The sequence below is a fragment of the Sphaerisporangium sp. NPDC049457 genome, assembly GCF_055586705.1.
Genome location: NZ_JBVJHR010000031.1, coordinates 12,360 through 37,591, shown reverse-complemented (window position 1 = coordinate 37,591; position 25,232 = coordinate 12,360). Strand labels below are relative to the sequence as shown.

Below are 25,232 nucleotides of genomic sequence, written 5' to 3'. Positions count from 1 at the left end.
CCCTTGAGTACCGTCGGCCGGCGCGGCGCGTCTTCACCGCGTGAACTCACCCGCATGGGTGACCGGATCTCCTTCATCTACTTGGAACGATGCACTCTGCATCGTGACGACAACGCCATCACCGCAGAAGATGCCAACGGTGTCACCCACATCCCCTCAGCCACCATTGGCACCCTCCTGCTCGGCCCCGGAACCCGGGTCACCCATCAAGCGATGACCGTGCTCGGCGACAGCGGGGCAGGCGTGGTGTGGGTAGGGGAACATGGCGTGCGCTTCTACTCCGGCGGAAGATCCCTCAACCGCTCCTCAGCCTTGGTGGAAGCCCAGGCCACCAAGTGGGCCAACCGCCGCGGCCGACTCGAAGTGGCCCGCGAGATGTACCGGATGCGCTTCCCAGGCGAGGAAGTGACCGGCCTGACCCGGCAGGAACTTCTGGGCCGGGAGGGCCGCCGAGTCAAAGCCTGTTACCGTGCTCAAGCCGAACGCGTCGGCCTTACCTGGAACGGCCGCCTCTACCAGCCCGGCGACTTCAACTCCGGCGATCCGGCCAACCAGGCGGTGACCGCAGCCGCCCAGTGCATGTACGGCATTGCTCAGACCACCGTCACCGCGCTCGGCTGCGCTCCTGGACTCGGCTTCATCCATTCCGGACACGAGTTGGCCTTCGTGCTCGACATCGCAGACCTGTACAAGACAGAGATCGCATTGCCGATCGCCTTCGACATGGCCGCCGAGAGCCCTGAGGATGTCGGCTCGCGCACCCGTCGGGCTATCCGTGACCACGTCAACAAGGTCGGACTACTGCGCCGATGCGTGCAAGACATCAAACATCTCATCCTCGCCGAGGATGCCATCGCTGATTTCCCTGCTGACGAGGACATTGACCGCGTCACTTTGCAGAGCGACCACGGCGCTGAGGTCGACTCCGGCCGCAACTATGGCGACGACCAAGTGTACGAGGTGGACTGGTGACGATCGTCGTCCTCACCCGCTGCCCGACCGGATTGCGCGGCTTCTTGACCCGCTGGCTGATGGAGATCTCTCCCGGCGTCTTCATCGGTGGACCTTCCGCCCGTATCCGCGAGGCGCTTTGGGCCGAGGTGCAGCAGTACGCGGACACCGGACGGGCGCTGCTGGCCTACACCACCAACAACGAACAAGGCTTCACCTTCGAGACCCATGACCACAAATGGCAGCCGGTAGACCACGAAGGACTCATCCTGATTCGCCGGCCGAAACAGAAACCCACAGTGACCGCCGCGCCCCCTCCCAGTGGCTGGAGCAACGCTTCCAAGCGCCGTCGGTACCGACAACGCTGAGCACTCACCCTGCTATGCAGCCATATCCCCGTGCGAGCTCACCGCGGTGCGTTAAGAGGGGATCTTGTGTCGCACCATGAGGCTTGCGTGAAGCTTTCCGTCGAATGGTCAGTAAGTCCGACTCTTGATAAGTGGTGAAAATCAACGCCTGGGCATGGAAGAGGTGCAGGTCAGCAAGTGTGCTCCCCGCGCACGCGGGGATGGTTCCGCCCAAAGGTCAGAGACAGTCACGGGGTCACCGTGCTCCCCGCGCACGCGGGGATGGTTCCATCGGCGGTGGCTCAGCGCGTGGGGCAAGGCCGTGCTCCCCGCGCACGCGGGGATGGTTCCGTGAGCGGCGCCGCGATGACCGGCGTGGCGGTGTGCTCCCCGCGCACGCGGGGATGGTTCCGGATTCCAGGTCTCCGAGAGGGGCCGGATTCCGTGCTCCCCGCGCACGCGGGGATGGTTCCGGCCACATGGACGGCAACGGCTGGATGGACATGTGCTCCCCGCGCACGCGGGGATGGTTCCTACCCGGTGCGCCGCTGGCAGACCGAGGACGCGTGCTCCCCGCGCACGCGGGGATGGTTCCTCACACCGGTCCGGACGAGCTGGTCGCGTGGTGTGCTCCCCGCGCACGCGGGGATGGTTCCAGCATCGTCACGCCCGGCCGGCACCGCCGCGAGTGCTCCCCGCGCACGCGGGGATGGTTCCGGGTAGTTGGGCTGTGGCGCGATGTCCACCCCCGTGCTCCCCGCGCACGCGGGGATGGTTCCTCGGCGGCCGCGCTGCAGCCGACGGCCGTGCAGTGCTCCCCGCGCACGCGGGGATGGTTCCCCGTTCCTCCTCACGCCTCTCCTTCCTGATCTGTGCTCCCCGCGCACGCGGGGATGGTCCCGACGCGATCATCCGCATCGGCCTCCAGCACCTGTGCTCCCCGCGCACGCGGGGATGGTCCCAGGCGCGCGGTGTCAGGGGCGGTGGCCAGGTAGTGCTCCCCGCGCACGCGGGGATGGTCCCATGTCGAACATGCGTTTGATGTCGCCGTTGCCGTGCTCCCCGCGCACGCGGGGATGGTCCCGCCCCGCCCAGGCTGACCGCTCCCGCTGCGATGTGCTCCCCGCGCACGCGGGGATGGTCCCCGGACGAGCGCGGCATCTACCGTGGCGACATCGTGCTCCCCGCGCACGCGGGGATGGTCCCACCTGCACGATGCTCCGCGGGTCGGCCGGAATGTGCTCCCCGCGCACGCGGGGATGGTCCCACCGCAGGCACGCCCAGGCCGGTGTAGACACGGTGCTCCCCGCGCACGCGGGGATGGTCCCGGCGACAGCGACCGGCCGATGCGGTAGGAGTAGTGCTCCCCGCGCACGCGGGGATGGTCCCTCTTCCATGATCGCCCGCTCGGAGAGGAGATAGTGCTCCCCGCGCCCGCGGGGATGATCCCGGACCCGGGCTGAACACCGGCCATTACGCGGTGTGCTCCCCGTGCACACGGGGATGATCCCCCGGCCGACGGCACCACCGTGGCCACGGTCGTGTGCTCCCCGCGGCCGGCGGGGATGATCCCCGCCGGCGTCTTCGACTCCTCTGGCTCCGCCTGTGCTCCCCGGGCACGCGGGGATGATCCCTCGGCATGTCCTGGCCCCGGCACAGACGACGACGTGCTCCCCGCGCACACGGGGATGATCCCGATCTCCCAATAAGGATCTGCGCTCACCCGCTGTGCTCCCCGCGCACGCGGGAATGATCCCAGCGAGCCGCGCTGGGGGTCGTAGTTCAGCGAGTGCTCCCCGCGCACGCGGGGATGGTCCCAAGACCAGGCGTGTCCCCGCGCCGATGGAAGCGTGCTCCCCGCGGACGCGGGGATGGTCCCGTCTGACCAGCAGAACGGAGCCCCCGATGCCCGTGCTCGCCACGCACGCGGGAATGATCCCCGGAAGCTGACCTGGCCGGGGCGTATGTGGAGAGTGCTCCCCGCGCACGCGGGGGGCCATGCTCGGCGTCTACATCAAGCAGTCCCTCGAGTGCTTCTCGTACGCGGGGATGGTCCACTTTTTAGTGCACCGACTCGCCGCCCGGATTTGACTGATCAGCTAGTCCAGACTGGCGCATTACACCGATACCAGACGATGTCGCCGAAGGCGCGGTGACCGGCACATAGCTTGAATACCTGGATCCAGCTCACCCAGGTGCGGTCGCTCGCGCATCCGTTCGGCGGTGCCACCACGGTATGGACGGCCGGTCCCACTGGGTTGTCCGTGGCGTAGTCGACCTTGTAGCGCAGCGAGGCGTCCGGATCGTGGTCGCACACGGTGATGCTTCGGCGGTGGGCGTCGACCGTGGCGGTAGCCGCGCCAGATGGGAAGCGGTCGGTCCACGGGCCGGTGGCCGCGATGGCGGCCGGCGTGGTGGACGAGGTGCTGAGGAAGGCGATAGTGGCTACGAGAAGTATCCGGCGGAGCATTGCGAACCCCCTTACAGCGAAGCGAACTCGTTGTGTCACTCAAGGTAAACGATCGGCTACCATACGTGAAAGGGTTGGCGTACCAGCCCGTATGCTCGTTTGGCTAAGGTCTTAGTGTCGCTGAGCAGGGAGTACTTCGTTGCCGATCCGCACCACCCCTCCTCCTCCCGAGGAAAGCCCTGCGGCCGTCGGCGGGGAGCAGCGTGGGTTGTTGTCCGAGCCGACGGTGCGCAGGCTGCCGGTCGTGGCTCGTCGTCGTAGGTCAGGGTTGGCGGCGCTCGCTCTCTTGCTCATCGTCGGCGGTGCGCTGACCACGACTCTGCTGGTCATGCGCAGTGGCCACCGTGTAGCGGCGATCCGGGTCGCCAAGCACATCGGCGCCGGGCAACCGCTCGATGTGGCCGCGCTGGAGGAGGCGCAGGTTCCCGACGCCGGGCTCGACTACCTGCCCTGGTCTGAAAGGGGGGCGTACTCTCGCCGCTTCGCCCAGGTGACTCTGGTGCCGGGGACGTTGCTCACCGAGGCGATGACCGTCGCTGCCAACCCTGAGTTCGGTGCCGGTGCGGCCCGGGTCGGCCTGGCGCTCAAGCCTGGCCAATACCCTGGCGGTCTGCGGGTGGGTTACCGGGTTCAGGTTGTCCATGCCTCCGTGCAAGGCGGCCCTGGAGGGCGATATCGGGTGCTGGCGCCGAGTGCCCGCATCGACAGCGTGGAGAACTCCGTCGCGGGCGCGCCGTCCGGCATGGTCACCGTGATCGTCGACAGCACGGTCGCGCCGGCTGTCGCCGCCTATGCCTCCGCCGGTGAGATCGTCCTGGCGGAACTCCCCGCGGCACGCTGACTTCATCACCAACACCGGGCCGGAATGGCCAGTGGTGGCAGTGTGATCGCCCTGAGGTGGTCGTCCCGTGTGGGTTCGGGATAGGCCTATCGGGACTAGAGATTCGTAACGGAGAGTATTACAGTGACTACTCCACGCGGTCGCCCCCACACGAACTGCGAGGAGCATCATGCTGCGGTGGTGTACGTCCTGTGGCCTCCTAGCGGTGGCGGCCCTCCTCCTATGGGCTCTCAGCGCGTGCCAGTCTGACTCTGGTCGCACCAGCACGCCGACTCGGCCCTCGCCCTCTCTGAATACAAGCCTGCCAGCCGATCCTCAGAGGTCGGTGAAGCAGGCCGTGCTGACCTCTTATCGAGGTATGTGGCAGGACTTCATCTCCGCCGCGCGGACGGCGGACTGGAGTGCCGCTCGGCTCCGCGAACATGCCACCGGTGACGCACTGATCATCCTCCGGCACGGTCTCTGGCTCGCTCATCGGAAGCAGCAGGTGATCAAGGGTGAACCCGTTCTCCACCCCAAGGTCACCTCACTCGCCCCCGCGTTGAAGCCGACCAAGGCGAAGATCACCGACTGTGTGGACGACACCAGGTTCCTCGTCCACGAAAGGTCGGGAGGCCCCGCGAAAGATACACCGTCGGCAGGTCGGCACAAGACCATGGCGAAACTCATCCTCCGCGACGACACCTGGTACGTCACCGAGTTCGTACTGCGGGAGGTCGGGACATGTTGACGCGCTTCCCGCCCGTGCTTGTGATGGCCTGCACCGCCGTCGTGGGCACTGCGCATGCCGTCGCTGCCGCAGGTGGTGACGATGGAGGCGGCAGCGGGTTCATCACATGCGGTTCGCAAGGTGGCCCCGGCTGCGCAGCCGAGGCTCGGCGCTGGTGGAACACGCCTCCCGCCTTAGGCGGGCCACGGCGCGGCGGCGGGGGTGACAGCGCATTACGGGCCGGGTCAGCGCCCAGGTGCACTTCGACACCTACGAGTGCTCCCGCCGGTGCGACGGGCAGCGGACGCTGGATGCTGGTCACCTGTGCGGGCCAGCCTGGGATGGTGGTCCGCGACGGTGGCCCAGAGGACGCCCCCGACAGCGAGAGCACCGATGGCCCCTCCATCTCCCCTCTGGCAGTGGCCCTGATCGCGAGAAGTCGTTTCACGCTCCCCGCCCCAAGGATCGAGTCGTCTCCCCGCCCGGTGGATGCGCAACTGGTGCGACTCCCCGTTTGGCTGGCTGTCTCGCGCACCACGTGGCACCCGTATACAGTCACCGCCGCCGCGGGAGGAATCACCGCGACCGCCACGGCGACGCCTACCCGCGTCACCTGGACCATGGGCGACGGGACGACGGTCATCTGCCGAGGGCCAGGCACGAGGTACCGCGACGGCAAGGATGATCCGCGACGGCCGTCGCCTACGTGTGGCCACACCTACCTGGAATCGAGCGCACAGGCCATCCGCGCCAGGTACCGGGTGACCGCCACGGTCACGTGGGGGATCACATGGACCGCCACGGGGCGGAGCGGCACGCTCCCGGCTCTGACCACCACCGCGGCCACGAACTTCCGCGTCGCCGAGTCGCAAGCGATCGTCACGTCTTGAACGGGAGAACGAGTGACCATGACAGCGGTCAAGCCGGTACGGCCGGCGACCGGGACACCCAAGAGGCGGCGTAGCGCGGGTCGAGTGCTCCTCGGCGGCATCCTCGTCATGGGATGCGCGTTCGCGTCAGCGGCCGTCACATTACGGACCGAGAATCCGGAAGGGGCGATCGCCGTGCAGACCGATCTGCCGGCGGGCCACGTGCTCACGGCCGCGGACCTGCGTCCCGTCAAGGGCTCCGTGGACGCGAGGGTGATCCCGGCCGAACAGACCAAGAGCGTGGTCGGTAGGACGCTCCGGATGCCCGTGGTCGCCGGTGCCTTGCTGACCAAAGGGAATGTCGGCGAGCCGGCCTATCCCCAGCCCGGTCAGGCGGTAATCGGAGTCGCGGTCAAGGCGGGGCAATACCCGCCGGACCTTGCCGCCGGTGACCGTGTCGCGGTGGCCGTGGTCCCCGGGGATCCGATCGCTACGAATGTGAAGGGCAGCACGACTCTCGTCGTTGCGGTGGTGACGCGGGTACGCCAGCCGGAACAGCCGCAGAATCCCGCCGTGGTGACGCTCCTGCTCGGGAAGGGTGACGCCGAGAAGATCACTGCTCCGGCAGCTCAGGGCCTCGTCAGCCTGTTGCAGATCTCGCCGGAGGAGCCATGACCGTGATCGGTGTGGCCTCGATGAAGAACTCGCCGGGTGTGACCACCTTCGCGCTCGCATTGGCGGCCGCCTGGCCCGATGGCGCGGTCGTCCTCGCCGAGCTCGACGCTTCGGGCGGCGAGCTGGCCGGCCACTTCCAGCTCGAACCGGATCCCGGCATCGCGTCACTGGCCACCGAACTGCGCCGCAACCGGGAGCCCGAAGTGCTGTTCAAGCATAGCCAAGCTTTGCCCAGAGGCCTTCGCGTCATCGCCGCTCCAGCACGCCAGGACCAGGCGCACGCGGCCATCAACGCCCTGACCGTGACGCTTCCCGACGTGCTACGAAACCTGTCCCCGGACACCACCGTCGTCGCCGATTTGGGGCGGCTGGCCGGTCCTTCGACGGAGCTCGCGGCAGTCGCGGACCGTGTTCTCGTTCTGGCGCGTCCCAGACTCACCGAACTCGCCCACCTCCAGGGTCTGGCGGACGCCATACCCCATGCCGAGGTCGTTCTGGTCGGCCGAGGCGCGTATCCCCCTGCGGAGGTGGCCGAGGCCGTCGGCCTGCCCATCCGCGCCCACATCGCTAACGACCCGGCCGCCCAGGCGTTCCTCGAAGGACGCCGGCAAAGAACCCGCCTGGTCAGGGCCGCTCGCCGGGTCGGCATGACGCTGTCAGCGGCCGCACCGCTGGAGGCGTCCAAATGAAGGAGATCATCCGGCAGTTACGCGCCGAGGTGGCCGACAAGCTCGCGGCGCGCAGCCAAGCAGACGAAGAGAGCGGCCGCCCGCCGATGGCTTTGAATGACCGGAAGGAGTACGGCAGAGCCCTGCTCATCGAGGCTCTGGACGCCTACACCCGCCAGGCCATCGAAGCCGGTCGGCCACCGCTGGACGCCGGTACCGAGGCACTCGTCGCACGTGCCGTCGAGAACGCGTTGTTCGGCCTGGGCGGGTTCCAGCCACTGCTGGACGACCCCGAGATCGAGAACATCAACGCCAACGCCTTCAACGACGTGCACGTCACCTACGCCGATGGCCGGGAAGAACAGGTCGACCCGGTTGCCGAGTCCGACGAGGAGTTGGCCGAACTCATCCGCACGGCTGCGGCACTGCTGGGCGTAGGGGAGCGGCGATTCGATCCCGGCTCTCCCATCCTCTCCATGGAATTGCCCGACGGCTCGCGCCTGTTCGCGGTGATGTCGGTCTCCCGTCAGCCGGCCGTGTCGATCCGCCGTCACCGGCATCCTAGGGCGACGCTGCCAGAGCTGCGCAAGAACGGCAGCTTCGACGAGCGCACTGAAGGCCTCCTGCGGGCGATCGTCCGCGCCCGCAAGAACATCGTCATCGTGGGGGCCACCGGCAGCGGAAAGACCACGCTGCTGCGCGGACTGGCCTCGGAGATCCCGCGCACCGAGCGGCTCGTCACCATCGAGGAGCACTTCGAACTCGGCCTGGACCGCGACAGGGACGCACATAGCAACGTCCTGGCCCTGCAGGCCAGGCACGCCAACGTTGAAGGCCAGGGGCGGGTCACACTCGCGGACCTGGTTCGCACGGCCCTCGGGATGTCCCCAGGACGGGTGATCGTCGGCGAGGTTCGCGGCGATGAGGTCATCCCGATGCTCAACGCGATGAGCCAGGGCAACGACGGCTCCATGTGCACCCTGCACGCCAGCTCCAGCAAGGGCGCATTCTCGAAGCTCGCCTCCTACGCCGCTCAGTCCGCAGAGCGACTGCCGATGGAGGCCAGCGCCGTGCTGGTCTCCGAGGCCGTGCACTTCGTGATCCACATGGCCTTCGCCCTGGACGGCACCCGTGTCCTGTCCAGCATCCGGGAGGTCGTGGGGTGCGAGGGCATCTCCGTCGTCTCCAACGAGATCTGCCGGCCGGGTCCAGATCGTCACGCGGTACGGGCCCATCCGCTCCGCGGCGAGACCCTCGATGAGCTGGAGGCCGTGGGTTTCGACGTAGAGGAGTGGTACACCTCATGACCGAGAAGGCGCTCCTCGCCGCGCTGATCGGAGTCGGAGCCGGCATCGGCATCCTCGTCATCGTGTCCGGCTTACAACGGCGCCAGGTCGAGGACAAGCACCGGTTCCACCTGAATCCCCGAACGCTCGTGCACGCTGCCACGTGTGTCGGCGTCGCTGTCATGGCAGGGACGATCACGCGCTGGCCCGTTGGTGCCGCGCTCGCCGGGTTCGCCGCCTGGTACCTGCCGAAACTGCTGGGCCCTGACCGCGAACACGCACGATCCGTGGCGAAGATCGAGTCCATCGCCGTCTGGGCCGAGATGCTCCGCGACATCCTGGCCGCCTCGGCCGGTCTCCACCAGGCGATCAGCGCCACCGCACCGATCGCCCCCGAACCCATACGGCCTCAGGTCGCCGAGCTCGCCGCGCGGGTCGACCGCGGCGTGCGGCTGACTTCGGCGTTGAAGCAGTTGTCCGACGAGCTGGCCGATCCGACCGGTGACCTGGTGTGCGCCGCGCTGATTCTGGCCGCGGGGCGCCAGGCCGGTCAGCTCGGTGAGCTGCTCGGTAGCCTGGCATCCGCCGCGCGAGCCCAGGCCGTCATGCGGTTGCGCGTAGCCGCCGGCCGTGCCCAGACCAGGTCGTCGGTGCGGACGATCGTCACCGCCACGATCGCCATGGTGGGCGCGTTGATGCTGTTCAACCGCCGGTTCCTCGATCCCTACGACCCTGCGCAGGGGCAGCTCATCCTGCTCGCCGCCGGGCTCATCTTCGCGGGGTCGTTCTTCTTGCTCCACCGGTTCAGCCAGGTGGGTGAGCCGGCGCGAATCCTCACCGCTTTCGACGGGGGCGATGACTGATGGCGCTCGCGATGTTGCTGGGGGCAGGAGCCGGCCTAGGGCTCCTCTCCATCGTCTTCGGCCTCTGGCCAGGGCGCCTCACGCTCGCTCAGGAGCTTCAGCGGCTACGTCATGGCACCCCGCAGAGAACGATGGGCGACCCGGACGCCGGATGGAGCGGGCGTCTCGGCCGCCCCCTCATGCAGCCCTTGGCAGCACGCGGCCTGCCCGGAGCTCGTACTCGCCATGATCTGGCCATCTGCGGCAAGTCCGTGGAGCGCTACCTGAGCGAGAAGGTGACGTCGGCTCTGATCTTCGCTTTGCTCGGCCCCTCCGTGTGTGCCCTCATCGCCTTGGGTGGCCTCACCGTGCTGTGGCATATACCCGTCTGGTCCGTCGCCCTGCTCGGCACCTTCGGTTTCCTCGTTCCCGACCTCGCGGTGAGATCCCAGGCCGGCGAGCGGCGAGCCGAGTTCCGCCACGCACTCTCCGCTTTCCTGGACCTGGTCGTCATCTCCCTCGCTGGAGGCCGCGGCGTCGACGGCGCCCTGGCCGACGCCGCACAGGGCGGTGATGGGTGGGCATTCACGCGGCTCCGCGGTGCCCTACAGGCTGCCGGGGCGGCCCGTCGTACGCCGTGGGCGGCGCTCGGGCGGATGGGCGAGGAGTACGGCGTGCGGGAACTGTCCGAACTGGCGGCCGCCGTCGGCCTGGCCGGCACCGAGGGGGCGCGAGTACGGGAGTCGCTCGCGGCCAAGGCCGCATCACTACGAGCCCATCAGCTCACGGAGATCGAAATCGTGGCCCAGCGGGCGACGGAGCGGATGAGCCTCCCCGTGGTCGGCCTGTTCTCCGGCTTCCTGCTCTTCATCGGCTACCCGGCCGTCGCCTCCGTACTGGCCGGCTTCTGACCCGAAGGAGGAATCGTGATCCGACTCATGTCCCTCTACACCGCGATGAAGGAGCGCCCGCAGCAGTGCCGACACATTGCTCAAGACCAGCCGGACCGGGGCAGCTTCACGACCGAGAGCGTGATCGTCACTGCGGTGCTCGTCGGCATCGCGATCGCGGCCGGTGCCATTCTGCTGGCCAAGGTCCTCGCGAAGGTGAAGTCCATCGATCTGGGATAGAGCGCGGGTCGGTGACCGCCGAGACGGCCGTGGCCTTTCCGTTCGTCCTGGTGCTCATCTTGCTGATCGCGCAGTTCGGCATCTGGCAGCACGCCGTGCACGTGGCGCAGGTGACGGCCATGGAGGCCCTGGCGTCCACCCGCGTGTACGGCGCCAGTGCCGCCGCAGGCCGGGCGAAGGCATCGACGCTGCTCACCCAGCTTGGACGCTCGACTCTGCGTGACGTCCGCGTCTCGGTGTCGCGATCGACGGACGCGGCCCGGGTCGAGGTCAGCGGCGTGGCGCAGGCCGTCGTGCCCTTCCTACGCCTTCCAGTGCGTTCGGTGGCATACGGACCGGTCGAGCGATTCCGCGGAATCGGAGACAGCTGATGGGGTGCGCACAGAACGACCGAGGAGCGACAGCCGTCGAACTGGTACTGCTCACGCCGATGTTGATGCTCCTGGCGCTCCTGACCGTCGCCATGGGACGGCTGGTGTCCGCACGACTCGACGTGAACAACGCCGCCCACCAAGCCGCGCGAGCGGCGTCCCTGGCGCGTACCCCGGCTTCGGCCACGGCCGCCGCCCGTTCAGCGACGGAGGCCGCTCTGGCCGCCAGGCGGATCACCTGCGCCGGCCGCACGGTCAACGTGGCTCTCGGTTCCTTCCGCCCCGGCGGCAACGTCACCGTCAACGTGACGTGCCGGGTGCGACTGGCCGATGTGGCGATGGTCCGCATCCCCGGCGCTACCGCTCTCACCGCGAGGTTCGTCGTTCCGGTCGATTACTGGAGGTCACGGTGACCGCATTCGTGGCAGGAATCGTCGGCGGGGTGCTCCTGCTCGCCGGCCTCGTCCTGGACGGCGGCCTGGCGCTCGCCGCCAGAGTGCGAGCCCTCAACGAGGCACAGGAAGCGGCGCGTGCGGGAGCCCAGCACCTCGACCTCGCGGCGTACCGGCGTACCGGCACCATCCGCCTGGACCGGGCACGTGCCCGTGCTGCAGCACTTGCGTACGTCGCCACGACACCCGACACCGCGACCGTTGAGGTCTCCGGTGACGCGGTGACGGTCGTGGTCCACGCCGTCCAGTCCGCACAGATCCTGCGCCTCGCCGGAGTAGGCGTTTTCCGAGTGTCCGGCCGGGCGACCGCGGTGGCTCAGCGCGGTGTGACAGGGGTGCTGAGATGAGACATGCGCTAGGTCTCCTTGGCGTAGCGATCCGGATGCTCGCCGTGGTGACTGTGCTCGTGATGACGGAAGCCGGCCTTCCTATCATGCTCGTCCGGTTCGCCGGTTGGCCTCTACCGGAGCGAATTCCGTCCTGGGATGACATCGAGCACACGCTCGTGAGCCCGATACCCGACGAGGCCCTGCTCAAGATCCTCGCCTGCCCGCTGTGGCTGCTCTGGGCAGCGTTCACGGTCGCGTTGATCGTCGAGGTCGTCGCCAGCGTTCAAGGCGTGGAGATCCACGTCCCCTTGCTCGGGCCGATGCAGGCTATGGCGGCGGGACTCATCGGCTCGCTGGTCATCGCTGTAGTGCCGATCGATGGCAGCGTCCTCCTCAGTCCACCGAAGCCGGCCACGGGTTCGTTGGCCATCGATGTGCAGGAGCCGTCGAACGCGATCTCGATCAGATACACCTCGCAGAGTGCACCGGTTCACTCGACGGGTGCGAACCCAGTACACGTGGTCAAGCGTGGTGACACACTCTCCAAGATCGCGGCCGACAAGCTCGGAAGCCCGCGCAAATGGAACCGCATCTGGAGACTGAACGCGCACAAGGTGCAGGCCGACGGACGGGTCTTCACCAACCCGGACCGCATCATCCCGGGCTGGCGCCTCCGCCTACCCACAGCCTCCACCCGCGACCACGAAGCCCCGAATGGCAAGGCCGCACCTGCCGACCCGAGCCCACCAGCACAAGAAAGGCAGGCGCCACCTACACCAGCATCTCCGTCGACGGCCGTCTCTCAAGCCACCACCTCTGACACTGTGCGGCCATCGGAAAGTTCACCGACCGCACCGCGGGCCCTCGCGCCACACTCGACACCGCAAGTAGTGGTCGCTATAGAGCTTCCCTCCGGTGGAGTGGTGTCCATGGCGTTCGCCGCCGGTATCAGCGCCGCCTACGCGGCCTCTCGCTTTCACCGCCGCCGGCGCCGGCTCCCGCCACCCGCTGAAGCGGGGACCACGGCCGCACTGTCAGCAGAGCCAGAACCCGCCCCGGCCGTCAAAGCGCTCCGTCGCGCTCATCTACGCACATACGCTGCAGAGGATCGGGAACCGCCCTCAGACACCGACCTCATGCGCGCCGGCTTCTCCATCGACGTCCCAGACAAGCTGCTCGTCGGACGTCGCGCAGACCAGCTTGGCGTCGAAATCCAGCCGGCAGGACTGAGCCTCGGGCTCGTCGGACCAGGAGCGAAGGATGCGGCTCGTGTAGTCGTTCTCGACGTGCTGCGCCAAGCGGACCGGTTCCGGTGTGAGGTGATCATCAGCGCCCGCGATGTCCAGGCACTCTTCGGAGCATTCTTAAGCGATGTTGAAGACGCGGCGAAGACGGTACCGGGACTGACCGTCGTCGAAACGGTCGGCGTGGCCATCGACCGCTTCACCGAGACCCACTTCACCAGAAGCCGCATGCTGATCGAGCGGGGCGCGGACGACATTGACGAACTCCGCCGGAATGATCCTGGAGAAGTGCTGCCCGCGATTCTGCTTGTCGCTTCGCTGACCGACGAGATCTTCGACCGAGGCATAGGCGCCATCCTGATGTCCGCTGACCGTACCGGTAGTGGAGCACTGCTCCTCGGTGACTGGCCTGCGGGAACGACGTGCGAGGTGGAGGAGGACGGCACGGTCGGCAAGGCGGAGGGGCCGAAGGCGGCCGACCTTCTCGGGACACGCCTCTTCCGCCTTCCCCTTCAGGACGCGGCCGACTGCCTCGCCCAGCTCGCCGCCGCGAACGACCAGCCCTCCGGCCCTCAGATTTCAGAGGCCGCACCGAGCGAGCCAGGCCCGGACGTCTGGAACGGACCCGAACTCATCCGGGTTTCCGTCCTCGGCCGACCTGAAATCCGTGTCAAGGGCCGACCAGGGACGGTGCCACTGACCGGTCTGCAACTCCAACTGCTCGTCTTTCTCACTCTGCACCCCGATGGTGCCTCTCGGGACGAGATCTGTGCCGCGTTGTGGCCGGACAAGGTGGTGGACGTGGGGGTGCACAACACGCTCCGCCATCTGCGCGACGCACTCAGGTCGGCGAGCGGTTACGTGGACAAGGGGCACCGAGATGCCCCGTTCGTCAGCGCACACGGGCGCACCTATCGCCTCGACGCCGCCATGGTGAGCGTCGACCTATGGGACTTAACGGCCGCCCTTAGCGAGGCCCGCACCACCAAAGATCGCCCATACAGAGTCGCCGTCCTCACCCGCGCAGCGGACCTCTGCCGTGGCGTACTAGCCGAGGGCCTGACCTGCGAGTGGATCGACGAGAACCGCAACTTCCAGACCCGCATCCAGGTCGACGCACTGAGCCAACTCGCCGACCTCTATGAGGCAGAGAACCCCGAGGCGGCTCTCGATGTCCTCGAACGCATCATCATCCTCGACCCAGACCCAGAGGAGACGTGGCGCCGCATCATCTGCCTCCAACTCCACCTCAACCGCCGCAGCCAGGCACGAAGCACCGCCGCACTGCTGCAGAGACGCCTGCAAGAGATAGGTGTGAGCCCTACTGGCGAGACAGAGAAGTTGATTGCTGAGCTCTGAGGCAGAGAAGTTCCTAGATGGCCCCGTCTGCCCTCAGTATGGTGCATTTGCAGATTGCTGGAAACGACCTGGGCCTCTGCCATGTTACGCCGCATCGAGAGTAGGCGCGGCATGCAACACCGTCAAGGGCCGTGAGCTAGGGCGCAGGTTTAAGGTCGCTCGGGTCTCGGCAACCGTCCGACTCCAGCGGGCTTGAGGAGGAGAAACGTCATTATCAGGTGAAAACATACGATTACCAGCAAAGGCCCACTCAGCCAGAACGATGGAGCAGGCCCCACCGTCGACTGGGTGGCCCGGTTCCCGCCCATTTGGCCCCACGGGAAGAACTCAACCTGCAGATTCCCCTGCTTGTCCTGCACAATCCACTGGAATTCGCCCGCTAAGAGAAGGAGGGCTGCAAGCAGGAGGCCCGCGAAGGAAAACGTTGCCGCCCGGGCGAGGATCTTCGCTCCTCGCCCATGCATGGTCAGTGTCACCACCAGAATCGTTCCGGCAATACAGGTGCCCTCTTTTGCGCTGATCTCCAGTAGTGTAAGAATGGTATCGACGTAGGGCGGCGGTGAGTCGCCTTTCCGATAGAAAATGACCACCAATGGACTCGCAACCACGGACGCTACGCCGAACCCGGCCACATATCCGATGGAAATCGCCGTTGGCCTCGTTATCATGGCCCCAAACGGGACAGGATTGGGAGCGTATGCCGAGAGCGCCACGCGTCCATCCGCGACGAAGGCCGCCCGACCTGCGGCCCAGGCCACAGGTATAGGCATCACGACACCCCACAGCGGAACCTTCGCAGCTGAGACGAAGAGCAGAAATCCGGCGCTAAGATAGCCAATCGCCAGAGCCAGGAGCCCAACGCGTACGAGTACGGTTGGAGACGGCAAGAAGGCGAGCAGAAGAATCAGCGCCACTGTGAACCCGTCCAACGGGCTGAGACCGAACGGTAGACCAGGCGCCGCCAGAAAGTGCAGCAGAGGCCCGTGGCTCGAAGTCCATGAGACGCCACGGATGGTGAGAGCGCTGGCTACCTCCTGGAAATAGGGTATCCATCGTGGGAGCATCCACACCGTCAGGCACATCCCGATTGCGAGCGATGCGGCAGGAACGGTTGAGCCCGGACAGTCTCCGCGGCGGTGCGAGCGCGAATTGAGGGCACCATACTGGGGATACGAGCGTGAGTCGTGGTCTATCTGCCAACGTAACTCTTCGAATGTAGCCTGCCATCGCTTACGTTCAGCGAAGATCCTGCCGAGGAACACATCAAGAATGAAAGTGCAAATCTCCTGCACCTCGGAGACCAGCCACTCGTCGAATGATCGTCGCCTGATGAACGGTTTGGCGGATCCGATGATCGTCCGACTCAAGGTTACGGCAGGAGAACCGACGATCACACGCATCGGCTGCTTTCGTGCGTCATTGTAATCCCTGCGTCCCAGCCAGAACAAGATGGGAAGTGCTGCGACGGGTAGATATATGACCGGCACCGTCAGGTCAACCGGAATCCAATCAATCTTGTTGAGGTCCAATTCATGCTTCTGGTCAACATAGAATTTGAGCAGCACATAGACAGCCCCCCCGAACAGCGCGAGATCTCCAAGGATTCGACTCGGCCGCAACCGAAAAATCCGTTCCTCGCCGAGACCCAGCAGCAGTCCTGCCGTTCTTGCCGTTCCGATGGCCGAGATTATCGCTAGGCCCCCGAAGGGGGCGGCGGCAATGTCATGCAGAAACCCCAAGTCACCGCGCCTCTCATCCGCATTCATAGAGCGACGATGGTTCAAGCTAGAGGGCCGATCGATAAGGGTCGGTATGGGCGACGAAGTCGTGACTTCTTCGTTACGGCATCGCATTGCGGGCGGCGGTGTGCAGGAGCGCGTCCGTGCAGGCCCTGCCAAACTTCACCATAAATTCACGCGATTCTTTCTGTGCAGTCGCGGTGCATGGATCAGACGATACAGACACACAGCACCCATGTAGTAAGCTCATCACAACCTGCTGTCGCAGGTCGCCGGCTCATACGAGGCGCGGGTTTTGATGCAAGGCAGACAACCCTCTAGTGGAAGTATGTCCATCACGATCATCCGTGGCCAAAGACTTCGGTTGGGTCTACGGTAGCGCGATCATGGTGATGGCACCCGTGGTGGCGTGACGAGCGGTCAACCCCGCCCCGAGTCGTCGACCTCGATCACGTAAGCATTAAGGGCGACGCCGACCACCACGCTGGTGCGATGCTGTACGTGGACGCGATCGTCAAGGTCCCGCAGAATCTCCGTCGGCGTCCGCGGCCGGATCTTTGACCTCGCCATCGCCCTGCGTCCCGCCGGTCAACTGGCCGTGGTCACGGTCTCGACCCACGGCGGTGCCAGGTGATGCGGACCTTCTCTCCGTCGGCCTCGGTGAAACTGATCCGACCCGTAGAGCCGAAGGTCAGCGGCGACCTTGCGGCATGTCGCCGTCGAAATGACCGGGATGAGCACCCGGGGATTAGGTACTGGATGCCGACCGGCGCTTCGGGCGAGCTGGGCGTCATCGGGCAGCTTCAGGAACACCGGTGTCGGCCGCTGAAGCCGATCAGAGCGCTCGCCTCGGTTCGAGCAGAGACGGTGTCCTGGATCTCTTCGTCGGTGGCTAGGAACTCCAGCAGACCGCACACACCGGCGCCAGCGGCGGTGGCCATGATTGCTTTGCCGATGACGGTGGCATGCGTGACCGCGGCCAGGCCGTCTTCGGTGACCGTTAGTGGGCCGACGGAATGCTCGTCGTAAGCCCGGAGAGCCGGGCGAGCGGGCTTCGCCGGTGAGGATGATGCGCCAGCCGAGTGCAGTGCAGTCCACGCCAGTGCGGGTGAGCGTGCGCAACTGGTTGAGCACGTACCCCGGTTCCAAGCCGAAGACCAACCCCAAATGAGTCACGGTCTCAGCAGCTTGATCAGCCGCTCAGCTTGACGTCTGAGGGTGCCATGTGGGTTGCGAGAGAAGGCGAGACCACCGGGGGCGAGGAGGCACAGCCAGGAGAAGGCGAGGATGCGTCGAAAGGCCAGTAGCCGGGCGGCTTCGTCCGCTGTGAGGGTGATGTGGGGCAGCAAGGCCGCGCCGTCGAAGGTGCCGTCGACTTGTGAGATGTGTTCGATGAGTTCGGCGAGTTCGAAGGCGCGGTCGCTGCGGCCGGAGTCTTCCCAGTCGACCAACCGCACTTTCTTGCCGTCCCACAGATAGTTGGCCAGATTGCCGTCAGAGAGACCCAGGACGGGTCTCGCCGGCGCCGCGGCCAGCTCCTCCAGGCGGGAGCTGTCGATCCACCGTGCTCCCGCCGCAAAGGCCTCCGCCACCATGGAGTCGGAGCCGAGATCCGGTCGGTCCGCTCGCAGTCTTAGTGCCTTCGCCACGGCTGCTCGTGGATTCCATGGGGAGGGTGCCATATCGGCCAGGACTGCTGGAGGAACGGCTTCGTGGAGGGTATTGATCGCTTCGGCGACTGCCTCCAACTGCTCTGGGGTGACGACTTGACCGCGGAGTGGCTCGCCGTCCAGGCGGGACATCACCACCTTGGGTGGCTCTGCCTGCAGGTCGGCTTGCAGGGGGAGGGGCGCCAGGTCCGGGGCGTATTCGGCGAGGAGGGTCAGTGCTCGCCATTCCTGCTCGTGCTCGCCCCGGCCCCACGACGTGTAGGTCTTGACCACCCGGTCCGGGTGCATCTCGATGCCGTGGGTGCTCGATTGGCCGGCCATGTCTTCCCTCCTGCCGCTCGGGTTCGCCTGAACGCCGGGCAAGGTTCAGGTCGACGGGGTCATCGAGGTTATCCCAGCGTAGGGGCGCACCAGTGTTCATCGGCCTGTTGCGGAGCCCGTCCCTGCTGCTGGTTTCAGCTCACCGGTGTGCGACCTGCTCGTACAGCTCTTCGTAGCGGTCGGCCACGGTGGTCCAGCTGTAGGAGCGGTGAGCATGTTGAACGGCGTTGGCGGCTCGTCGTGCTCGCTCGGTCGGATCGGCGAGGATCGCCGACAGGGTTGCCGCCAGGTCCTCCACATCATCGGGTCTTACCGTCCAGCCGTTGGCGTCAGTACCGCGGGTGGTGATGATGCTCGCTGGACCGCCCGTATTCGTGGCAACCGGCGGGGTGCCGCATGCTTGGGCTTCGACGTAGACCATGCCGAAGCTCTCGTTGACCGCCGGGGCCACCATGGCGTCGGCGCAGTTGAGCCCGTCGGGAAGCTCGTCGTGGCCGCGCCATCCGATGAAGTAGACGTGCTGCTCGATACCGAGCAGCTGGGCGGTGCGCAGGGGGTGCTCACCCTCTGCCTCGCCTGGATAGCCGCCCCACAGGATCAGGGCGGGCGCGGGATCCGCGGTCTTCAGGACCTGTGCGAAGGCTCGAAGCAAGAAGTCCAGCCGCTTCACCTTCTGAAACCTGCCGACCCAGAGCAGGAGGGGTCGAAGCCTGCCACTTGCGTCTATCAGCCGGTCCAGGTCGTCGGAGATGTAGCGGATGCTGCCTGGTTCCCGGCCCGGGGCCCACCCACGCGGATCGTCAGCGAGCCACCGGCGCAGGAGAGCCAAGCGCTGGTCGTCGTTGAGGCGCTGGGGGACGAAGTGGGTGGTGTCCACTCCGTTGGGCACCACGGTGATGTCGTCTGCGGGGATGCCCAACAGCCGGCCGGCCTCGGCCCGGTCGCTGTCGGAGACCACGACGATGCGACCCGCCTGACGGGCGTACCGCTTCATCTGAACGCTCCACAGGTCGGCGTACGGCCACAGTCGCCAGTCGATCGCACGAGCACGAGCACGGTCCTCATCGGTGAGGCCGGCGATGTCGTGCAGGTGCCGGTCCAGGAGCTCTGAGTCGTCGGACGCCTCGCTGAGCGTGGTGAGTGGCGTGCCGAGGCGGGCCGCGAACCGGGTGATCTGCTGAGCCTGGTCGAGAAGTTTGAGATCCGTGCCGTGGAGGGTCGTGACGACCAGATGTCCAGGGTAGGCGCGACGGACGGCGGTCTGCATGTGGCTCAGGTGATGCAGATGGACGACGTCCGGCCCGGGGCTGCGGTGGCGGGTTAGGTGCTCCACCCACGCGTAGATGAGGTGTTGGGTGGTCCGCGGGGACACGGCGGTGAACATGCGGTCCGGTGCGCCAGGTCCGCGGTCCTCGTAGGAGGGGTGGAAAGGGGCCTTCTCCCCATCCATACCGCTCGCGCCGCTCGCGTAAGCGGCAGCAGCGGGGTTGTAATCCATGGCCTGCACATTCAGCCCGGCATAGAAGCTGGGTGCGTGACCGAAGTCCCCGCTGTCACCGAGGGACCCGCACAGGATTCGGACGGTGTGTCCTCGCCCGCTGAGTTCCTGGCCGAGGTAGCGGATGACCTGTGCCGATCCGCCTCTGGGAAAGAACTGTACGACGGTGTCCACATTGAGCATGGGATGTCCTGAAGTCGGGAGTGGAACGGAACCTGTCAGCGTTGGGCGACGGTGACAGGGGTCACCTCGATGCCGGTACGGGCCGCGGTGAGGATCGCTTCGGTGGCCGCGACGGCGGCGGCGCCCTCGCGCAGGGTGACGATGTCGTTGGGCAGACCGAGCAGCGCGTTGCGGAACGCCTCGTGCTGCACCCGGAAGGGCTCCGCCCCCGCGACCTCGTACGTCCTCGTCTTCCCTGTGGATACGCCAGGGAAGGAGTCGCTTGGCGTCGTCTCCGGGTCGAGCTCACCGTTGGCGTGATGGGTGATCGTGCGGGTCAGGGCGTCGGCTGCCACGCATCCCTTGGCGGTGTGGACGACGACGGTGCGCTCCTTGTGCGGTGAGATACGGCTGACCTGGAGGTTGGCGACCGTGCCGCCGCTGAGGCGCAGGACGGCTGCGGCGAGATCCTCATGCGCACCGCCGCTGACGTGACCGAGCTGCGCCACGACGGAGATGACGTCCTGGCCGGTGAGCCAGGTCGCCAGGTCGACGTCGTGAATGGCCATGTCGGTGACCACGCCGACGTCGCGGACGCGAGCGGGGAAGGGGCTGTGCCGACGGGTCGCCACCTGGTAGACGGTCCCGAAGTCTCCAGCGCTCAGGCGGTCGCCCAGTTCGCGCACTGCGGGATTGCGCCGTTCCGTATGTCCCACCGTCCCGATCAGGCCGGCTCGCTCGAAGGCATCCACCAGCCGTAGCGCCGCGGGCAGCGACGACGCCAAGGGCTTCTCGATGAGGGCATGGACGCCCGCCGCCGCCAGCTCGGCACCCACTCGCTCATGCTCGGCGGTCGGTGTGGCCACCACGCAGTAGTCCACGCCGAGGCGCAGGATGTCGCTGACGTCGACAACCATGCGGAGACCGTCGAACGCGGCGCGCCGTACCGGGTCTATGTCGGCGACCGCGACCAGCCGCACGCCGTCGAGGGAGCTCAGGACTCTGGCGTGGACGCTTCCAGCCCAACCCAGGCCGATGACCGCGGCCCTGAGGGGTTTCGTCATAACTGCACCGCCGGATGGGTGAGGAGGAAAGGTGCGCAGGACCAGGCGTCAGGTCAGGGGCGGTCGCGGTCCGCGTTCCAGTTCGCGACGCGGTCACCCTCGGCACGGAGCCAGCCAGGCACCGTCTCCGGTCCCGCGCGCACCCAGTCCGCGTAGCGAGCGACGCCCTCCTCCACGCTGATCTGGGGTTGCCACGCCAGTACGTCCGTCATGCGAGTGATGTCGGCGCATCCGCCGAGGGGATCCTGGGCAGGCCGTGGCGCGTCCCGCAGTTCCGCATCGGGGAAGTGGTCGCGAACGAGCTCCGCGACCCGGCGCACGGAAGTCGTCCGGCCGGTTCCCAAATTGAAGGTCGTCCTGCTCGCGGCCTTGGTCACCAGAGCCAGGCAGATGCCTGTGGCGGTGTCGTCGACATGGATGAAGTCCCGCACTTGACGACCGCCGTTGTTGAGCGGCAGCGGGTCGCCGATCGCGGCGTACATCGAGAACTGGGCCACCACCCATGAGTACGCGCCAGGCTTGGGGATCTGCCGCTCGCCATAGACGCTGAAGGGGCGGACCACGGTGAAGTCGACGCCGGCCGCGTCCAGGAGGAATCTGGTCTGCCACTCTCCCCACGCCTTCGCCGCGGCGTACACGTTGAGCGGGCTCATCGGCTGGTCCTCGGTGAAGGTCTGGACCGCGTCGCCTCCTTGTGATCCGTGCCCGTAGACCTGCGCGGAGGAGATGAACAGGAAGCGCCGTACCTCGCCTACCTGGGCGACCGTCCGGAGCACCGTCTCGGTCCCCGCGATGTTGGATCGAAAGGCGATCTCGGGTTCACGAGTGCATCCGGCAACGGTGGAATACGCAGCGGCGTGGACGACGTGGTCGCTGTCGCGGACCAGATCCCGGAGGAGGTCCTCGTCGCAGATGTCACCGATCCGCAGGCACGGGTCGTCCTCGTCCACGCCGAGCAGGTCCAGTGTCTCCCGGTCGTAGCCGCTGAGGTCGTCCAGGATGGTGACGTGCGCGCCGGCCCTTTCCAGCGTCCGACGAATGGCCGTGCCGATCAGTCCCGCACCGCCGGTGATCAGTACCTGCCGGCCTTCGAGCTCGAAAAGCCGGTGGTCCATGGTGACCTCCTCGGTCGTCGATGTGGCACACGCGCGTAGAGCCCGCGCCGGGGACGAGCGTGTTCAAAAGCAGATGAAGGACCCGGTGAACTTAGTGAGTGCGAAGTGGCCGTTGCGGGCGATGACCGCGCCGACCTGGTCCTGTGCGCGCTCGCGAAGCTCGATGAAGAAGGAGTCGTCCAGGTCACCCGGCTGAGAGGCGGCGCAGCAGTAGTTGTGCGCCGAGTAGAAGGCCATGAACGCCTCCACGGCCGCGAAGCGCAGCTGGTCCTGCCAAGTCCGCAGTTCGACGTGCGCGAAGTGCCGCTCGAGATACTCCCGGCCGTTCACGATGGAGATCCGCGCCTTCGGTGTCGCCTTGAACAGGCGCTTCGGCGCGCCCATGTCCCGGAGAACGGCGAAGTGCATCTCGTACATCTCCACCGTCGAGTCCGGGCGGTCGGTGGTGAGCACGAACCTCCCGCCCGGCCGCAACACGCGCCGTACCTCGGCAAGGCAGCGGTCGATGTCTGGGACGTAGTGCATCATGTACGTCGCGATCACCCGGTCGAAGCTCTCGTCCTCGAAACAGGACAGGTCGTCCGCGCTGCCTTCCACCCACTCGCACGGGGTGGCCACGCCGGCCAGCCGCGCTTCGGCGGCACGGAGAACGCCGGGCGCGATGTCCAAGCCGACGATGCGTCCATCGGCCACGTGGGGGCGAAGGTGCTCGAGGACGAAGCCGTTGCCGCATCCCAGGTCGAGCAGCGTTTCGGTGCCGGTCAGCTCCAACTGCTCCGCGAGATGGTCGACGAGAGTGCGGGGGTTGGTGCGGTAGCGGTTGTGCGCCAGTTGCTTGCCGTCGAGCATCCGGGTGTCGGCGAAGTACACGTCCCGGGCGTCCTGGGAGGACAGCTCGAAGAACTCCTCCGGGATTATCTCGGCTGCCAGTTGGTCGACTTTGGGGGTACGGAAGTCCATGGTTGTCCTCTCACATCGTGTTGACGAGTTCGTCTGTGGGCCATTTGGTGCCGACGTACTTGTGCGGCAGCAGTTCCGCGAGCGGGACGCATCGGGCGACACCTTCGACGGTGACCACCGCCGACAAGGCGGGAGCGTGATCGAGTAGGAGTTCGCGGCACAGCCCGCACGGGGGGACGATGCGGGCGGGGCTCTCCTCGGTGGGCTTGGGGAAGCGCACGGCGGCGATCGCGACCAGCGGGGCGCGTGTGGCCATTCGAGCGGTGCCCAACGCGACGGCCTCCGCGCAGACCGCGGCGCGGCCGACCATGGCGTCCAGATGCAGACCGAGATGAACGGCGCCGTTGACGTCCAGCAGCGCCGCGGCGATCTGATGCCGGGCGAGGACGTATCGCGTGGCGATCGCCGCGTAGGCGGCGGTCACCAAGCGGCGACTGGTCTCGTCCTGGCACATGGTGCCTGGATGGAGAGTCCGCTCGGCGGTCATGTGCCTGCTCGCGCAGAGGCGAGGAAGTCACGGTGGATTTGCGACTCCTGCGGGCCTCGCGTTCCCTGGTACTTGCCGGAGTAGAGGACGACGTCGCCCTGCGGCGTCCAGAAGGTGACCTGGCCGATGAGCAGACCGGGGTAGACGCGGACGGGTTGTACGGCGTGGAGCTGGAGCGTCCACTGGTTGACCGAGCCGATGTCGATCAAGTCGGCGGTGACGTGCACGAACAGTCCGAGGCGCGCGATTCCGGAGCGCGCCCGGATGATCGGCACGTAGTGGTCACTGCCCATGACCTCGACCGTGCTGCCGAGGTAGATCCGATCGGGAGCCAGGACGATGCCCGTCTCTGGAATGGCGAGTTCCTCGACGGGATTGGGTCGGCGCACGTCGAGCACCGCCTCGGTGTAGACCTTCAGCGTCTCGCCCAGCCGGAAGTTGTAGCTGTTCGGGTTGACCTGCTCTCCGGAGAACGGGTCCAGGGTGATGCGTCCGGCTTCGCGCTGGCGGACTATTTCCGGCCCGGTCAGGATCATCGCCGAGCTCCTCGGGGGTGCGAACCTGTGATGAGCAGGTCGGGGTAGGGGGTGACGGCCTCAGAGAACCGCCCGAAATGGCCGTCGTACGGACGCCGGTCGCCAGCGGGCACCCAAAAGGAGACCTGACCGACGACCATGCCTGCGTAGAGCCGGATGGCCTGGCAGACGACGATTTCCAGCGTCCACCGGTGAACCGCGCCGAGGTTGCCGAGATCCGCGGAGACCTGGAGGTAGACGCCTAGCCGCCCGAGAGAGGAACGGCCGATGAGCGACGGGACGTAGTCTCCACTGCCGATTCGCTCCACCGTGGTGCCCAGGTACACGCGGCCCGGCCGCAGCACCAACCCTTCGTCGGGGATGGCGACCTCGCTCACGAGCTGTTGGCCGAGCGCGTCGATCACCATGCCGTGGTGGGTCCGCAGGGTCGGCCCCAGCCGATAGTTGTAGCTGTTCGGATTGACCTGCTCGGCCGAGAAGGGCTCCAACGTGATGCGCCCGGCCTCGCGTTGCCGAACTATCTCGGGCCCGGTGAGGATCACGCGAGGACCTTCCGGGCCAGTTCCGCCGCGCGGATCCGCAGGTGTTCCAGGTCGCCGTCGTTGACCACCCGATGGCACGGTTCGCAGGTTGGCGGCACCTCTGTCGGATGGTCATCGGCACCAGACGAGAGATCACCGCGACCACGTTTGCGGGCTCGCCGGATCTCCTCCGGCGCCCACACCTCCACGAGCGTGAAGTCGAGACTGACCAGCGCATCGACGTCCGGTGCCCGCATGTCGTCGCAAACCACCACGCTCTCGGGGTGTTGCTCGGCGACCTGGGCGACGCGTCGGGCGAAGACGTCGGTCAAGGCCGTCGGGTTGAGGCGGCGCATGTGGGATGCGAGGTCGTTGAGCAGTAGGCCGTCCTGCCGGCCGGGCTCGGGAAGGGACTGTCCCGCGAAAACGTGGATGAGCCCTTGGAGCGCATACAGCGGGGCCGCCAGTTTGATGGACACGGCGGGCACGCCGGCGGCCGTGAACTCCTGATCGAGCAGTTCGGCGAACGTGGACTTGCCCGCTCCCGGCCTGCCGTAGAGCGCGATCTTGCGCATGGTGTACTCCTCACCGGATCGGGGCCCGATCTGGATGGGAA

The 25,232-nt window shown here is 66.8% G+C and carries 25 protein-coding genes and 2 CRISPR repeat arrays; of the genes, 14 read left to right on the top strand and 11 right to left on the bottom strand.

All coding sequences use genetic code 11. The annotated features are described in order from the left end of the window. Positions 1-3: 3 nt before the first annotated feature. Both cas1e and cas2e read left to right on the top strand, forming a co-directional pair. Positions 4-972: a type I-E CRISPR-associated endonuclease Cas1e gene (gene cas1e, locus ACZ6QO_RS35830; RefSeq protein ID WP_465857632.1), complete on the top strand. Its 969-nt coding sequence runs from the start codon at positions 4-6 to the stop codon at positions 970-972. Next, positions 969-1,319 (top strand): type I-E CRISPR-associated endoribonuclease Cas2e, encoded by a 351-nt coding sequence (gene cas2e / locus ACZ6QO_RS35825; RefSeq protein WP_465857630.1) that lies wholly within the window; start codon positions 969-971, stop codon positions 1,317-1,319. Before cas1e ends, cas2e begins: the two co-directional genes overlap by 4 nt. Before the next feature lie 179 nt (positions 1,320-1,498). After that, a CRISPR array of direct repeats spans positions 1,499-2,809; the repeat unit is 29 nt; unit sequence GTGCTCCCCGCGCACGCGGGGATGGTCCC. A 93-nt stretch (positions 2,810-2,902) separates the two neighbouring features. Continuing rightward, a CRISPR array of direct repeats spans positions 2,903-3,177; the repeat unit is 29 nt; unit sequence GTGCTCCCCGCGCACGCGGGGATGGTCCC. Between the two features lie 216 nt (positions 3,178-3,393). Here cas2e and ACZ6QO_RS35820 read toward each other — a convergent pair. Next, the gene (locus ACZ6QO_RS35820) at positions 3,394-3,768 is read right to left on the bottom strand and encodes a hypothetical protein (protein WP_465857628.1); all 375 of its coding nucleotides are present in this window, start codon (positions 3,766-3,768) and stop codon (positions 3,394-3,396) included. 139 nt (positions 3,769-3,907) lie between these two features. Here ACZ6QO_RS35820 and ACZ6QO_RS35815 point away from each other — a divergent pair, with 139 nt between their 5' ends. The 12 genes from ACZ6QO_RS35815 (at position 3,908) to ACZ6QO_RS35760 (ending at position 14,543) form a co-directional block, all read left to right on the top strand. Next, positions 3,908-4,609 (top strand): hypothetical protein, encoded by a 702-nt coding sequence (locus tag ACZ6QO_RS35815; protein WP_465857626.1) that lies wholly within the window; start codon positions 3,908-3,910, stop codon positions 4,607-4,609. A gap of 358 nt (positions 4,610-4,967) precedes the next feature. After that, complete coding sequence (locus tag ACZ6QO_RS35810; RefSeq protein ID WP_465857624.1) at positions 4,968-5,339, top strand: hypothetical protein; 372 nt, start codon at positions 4,968-4,970, stop codon at positions 5,337-5,339. Positions 5,340-6,292: 953 nt separating this feature from the next. Beyond that, positions 6,293-6,862, top strand: coding sequence for an SAF domain-containing protein (locus ACZ6QO_RS35805; protein WP_465857622.1), 570 nt, complete (start codon positions 6,293-6,295; stop codon positions 6,860-6,862). Then, positions 6,859-7,551 (top strand): hypothetical protein, encoded by a 693-nt coding sequence (locus tag ACZ6QO_RS35800; RefSeq protein ID WP_465857620.1) that lies wholly within the window; start codon positions 6,859-6,861, stop codon positions 7,549-7,551. Before ACZ6QO_RS35805 ends, ACZ6QO_RS35800 begins: the two co-directional genes overlap by 4 nt. Beyond that, a complete protein-coding gene (locus ACZ6QO_RS35795; RefSeq protein ID WP_465857618.1) occupies positions 7,548-8,837 on the top strand; it encodes a CpaF family protein in 1,290 nt (429 codons plus the stop codon). Before ACZ6QO_RS35800 ends, ACZ6QO_RS35795 begins: the two co-directional genes overlap by 4 nt. After that, positions 8,834-9,679, top strand: coding sequence for a type II secretion system F family protein (locus ACZ6QO_RS35790; RefSeq protein WP_465857616.1), 846 nt, complete (start codon positions 8,834-8,836; stop codon positions 9,677-9,679). The genes ACZ6QO_RS35795 and ACZ6QO_RS35790 overlap by 4 nt, the downstream gene beginning before the upstream one ends. 188 nt (positions 9,680-9,867) lie before the next feature. Next, positions 9,868-10,569, top strand: a complete 702-nt coding sequence (locus tag ACZ6QO_RS35785; protein WP_465857615.1) for a type II secretion system F family protein — start codon at positions 9,868-9,870, stop codon at positions 10,567-10,569. Positions 10,570-10,584: 15 nt separating this feature from the next. Further along, positions 10,585-10,788 carry a hypothetical protein gene (locus ACZ6QO_RS35780; RefSeq protein WP_465857613.1) on the top strand — a complete coding sequence of 68 codons (204 nt, stop codon included), beginning with the start codon at positions 10,585-10,587 and terminating at the stop codon, positions 10,786-10,788. Positions 10,789-10,799: 11 nt separating this feature from the next. Beyond that, positions 10,800-11,159, top strand: coding sequence for a pilus assembly protein (locus ACZ6QO_RS35775; RefSeq protein ID WP_465857611.1), 360 nt, complete (start codon positions 10,800-10,802; stop codon positions 11,157-11,159). Further along, the gene (locus ACZ6QO_RS35770; RefSeq protein WP_465857609.1) at positions 11,159-11,572 is read left to right on the top strand and encodes a TadE family protein; all 414 of its coding nucleotides are present in this window, start codon (positions 11,159-11,161) and stop codon (positions 11,570-11,572) included. The genes ACZ6QO_RS35775 and ACZ6QO_RS35770 overlap by 1 nt, the downstream gene beginning before the upstream one ends. Then, a complete protein-coding gene (locus ACZ6QO_RS35765; protein WP_465857607.1) occupies positions 11,569-11,958 on the top strand; it encodes a pilus assembly protein TadG-related protein in 390 nt (129 codons plus the stop codon). The genes ACZ6QO_RS35770 and ACZ6QO_RS35765 overlap by 4 nt, the downstream gene beginning before the upstream one ends. A gap of 47 nt (positions 11,959-12,005) precedes the next feature. Then, complete coding sequence (locus ACZ6QO_RS35760) at positions 12,006-14,543, top strand: BTAD domain-containing putative transcriptional regulator (protein WP_465857605.1); 2,538 nt, start codon at positions 12,006-12,008, stop codon at positions 14,541-14,543. A 149-nt stretch (positions 14,544-14,692) separates the two neighbouring features. On the opposite strand, the gene ACZ6QO_RS35755 is transcribed toward ACZ6QO_RS35760, so the two are convergent. The 10 genes from ACZ6QO_RS35755 to ACZ6QO_RS35710 all read right to left on the bottom strand — a co-directional run bounded on the left by ACZ6QO_RS35755 (position 14,693) and on the right by ACZ6QO_RS35710 (position 25,191). Next, positions 14,693-16,309, bottom strand: a complete 1,617-nt coding sequence (locus tag ACZ6QO_RS35755; RefSeq protein ID WP_465857603.1) for a hypothetical protein — start codon at positions 16,307-16,309, stop codon at positions 14,693-14,695. Between the two features lie 1,145 nt (positions 16,310-17,454). Beyond that, positions 17,455-18,273: a phosphotransferase family protein gene (locus ACZ6QO_RS35750; RefSeq protein ID WP_465857601.1), complete on the bottom strand. Its 819-nt coding sequence runs from the start codon at positions 18,271-18,273 to the stop codon at positions 17,455-17,457. A gap of 139 nt (positions 18,274-18,412) precedes the next feature. Then, positions 18,413-19,954 (bottom strand): glycosyltransferase family 4 protein, encoded by a 1,542-nt coding sequence (locus ACZ6QO_RS35745; protein ID WP_465857599.1) that lies wholly within the window; start codon positions 19,952-19,954, stop codon positions 18,413-18,415. A 35-nt stretch (positions 19,955-19,989) separates the two neighbouring features. Beyond that, complete coding sequence (locus ACZ6QO_RS35740; protein ID WP_465857597.1) at positions 19,990-20,997, bottom strand: Gfo/Idh/MocA family protein; 1,008 nt, start codon at positions 20,995-20,997, stop codon at positions 19,990-19,992. Between the two features lie 53 nt (positions 20,998-21,050). Then, entirely contained in the window at positions 21,051-22,112 is a 1,062-nt protein-coding gene (locus ACZ6QO_RS35735) for an NAD-dependent epimerase/dehydratase family protein (RefSeq protein WP_465857595.1), read from the bottom strand. Positions 22,113-22,175: 63 nt separating this feature from the next. Continuing rightward, complete coding sequence (locus ACZ6QO_RS35730; RefSeq protein WP_465857593.1) at positions 22,176-23,072, bottom strand: class I SAM-dependent methyltransferase; 897 nt, start codon at positions 23,070-23,072, stop codon at positions 22,176-22,178. 10 nt (positions 23,073-23,082) lie between these two features. After that, positions 23,083-23,559 (bottom strand): cytidine/deoxycytidylate deaminase family protein, encoded by a 477-nt coding sequence (locus tag ACZ6QO_RS35725; RefSeq protein ID WP_465857592.1) that lies wholly within the window; start codon positions 23,557-23,559, stop codon positions 23,083-23,085. Further along, positions 23,556-24,095, bottom strand: a complete 540-nt coding sequence (locus ACZ6QO_RS35720; RefSeq protein WP_465857590.1) for a dCTP deaminase — start codon at positions 24,093-24,095, stop codon at positions 23,556-23,558. Before ACZ6QO_RS35720 ends, ACZ6QO_RS35725 begins: the two co-directional genes overlap by 4 nt. Next, entirely contained in the window at positions 24,092-24,637 is a 546-nt protein-coding gene (locus ACZ6QO_RS35715; protein ID WP_465857588.1) for a dCTP deaminase, read from the bottom strand. Before ACZ6QO_RS35715 ends, ACZ6QO_RS35720 begins: the two co-directional genes overlap by 4 nt. Further along, the gene (locus ACZ6QO_RS35710; RefSeq protein WP_465857587.1) at positions 24,634-25,191 is read right to left on the bottom strand and encodes a hypothetical protein; all 558 of its coding nucleotides are present in this window, start codon (positions 25,189-25,191) and stop codon (positions 24,634-24,636) included. Before ACZ6QO_RS35710 ends, ACZ6QO_RS35715 begins: the two co-directional genes overlap by 4 nt. Positions 25,192-25,232: the final 41 nt, after the last annotated feature.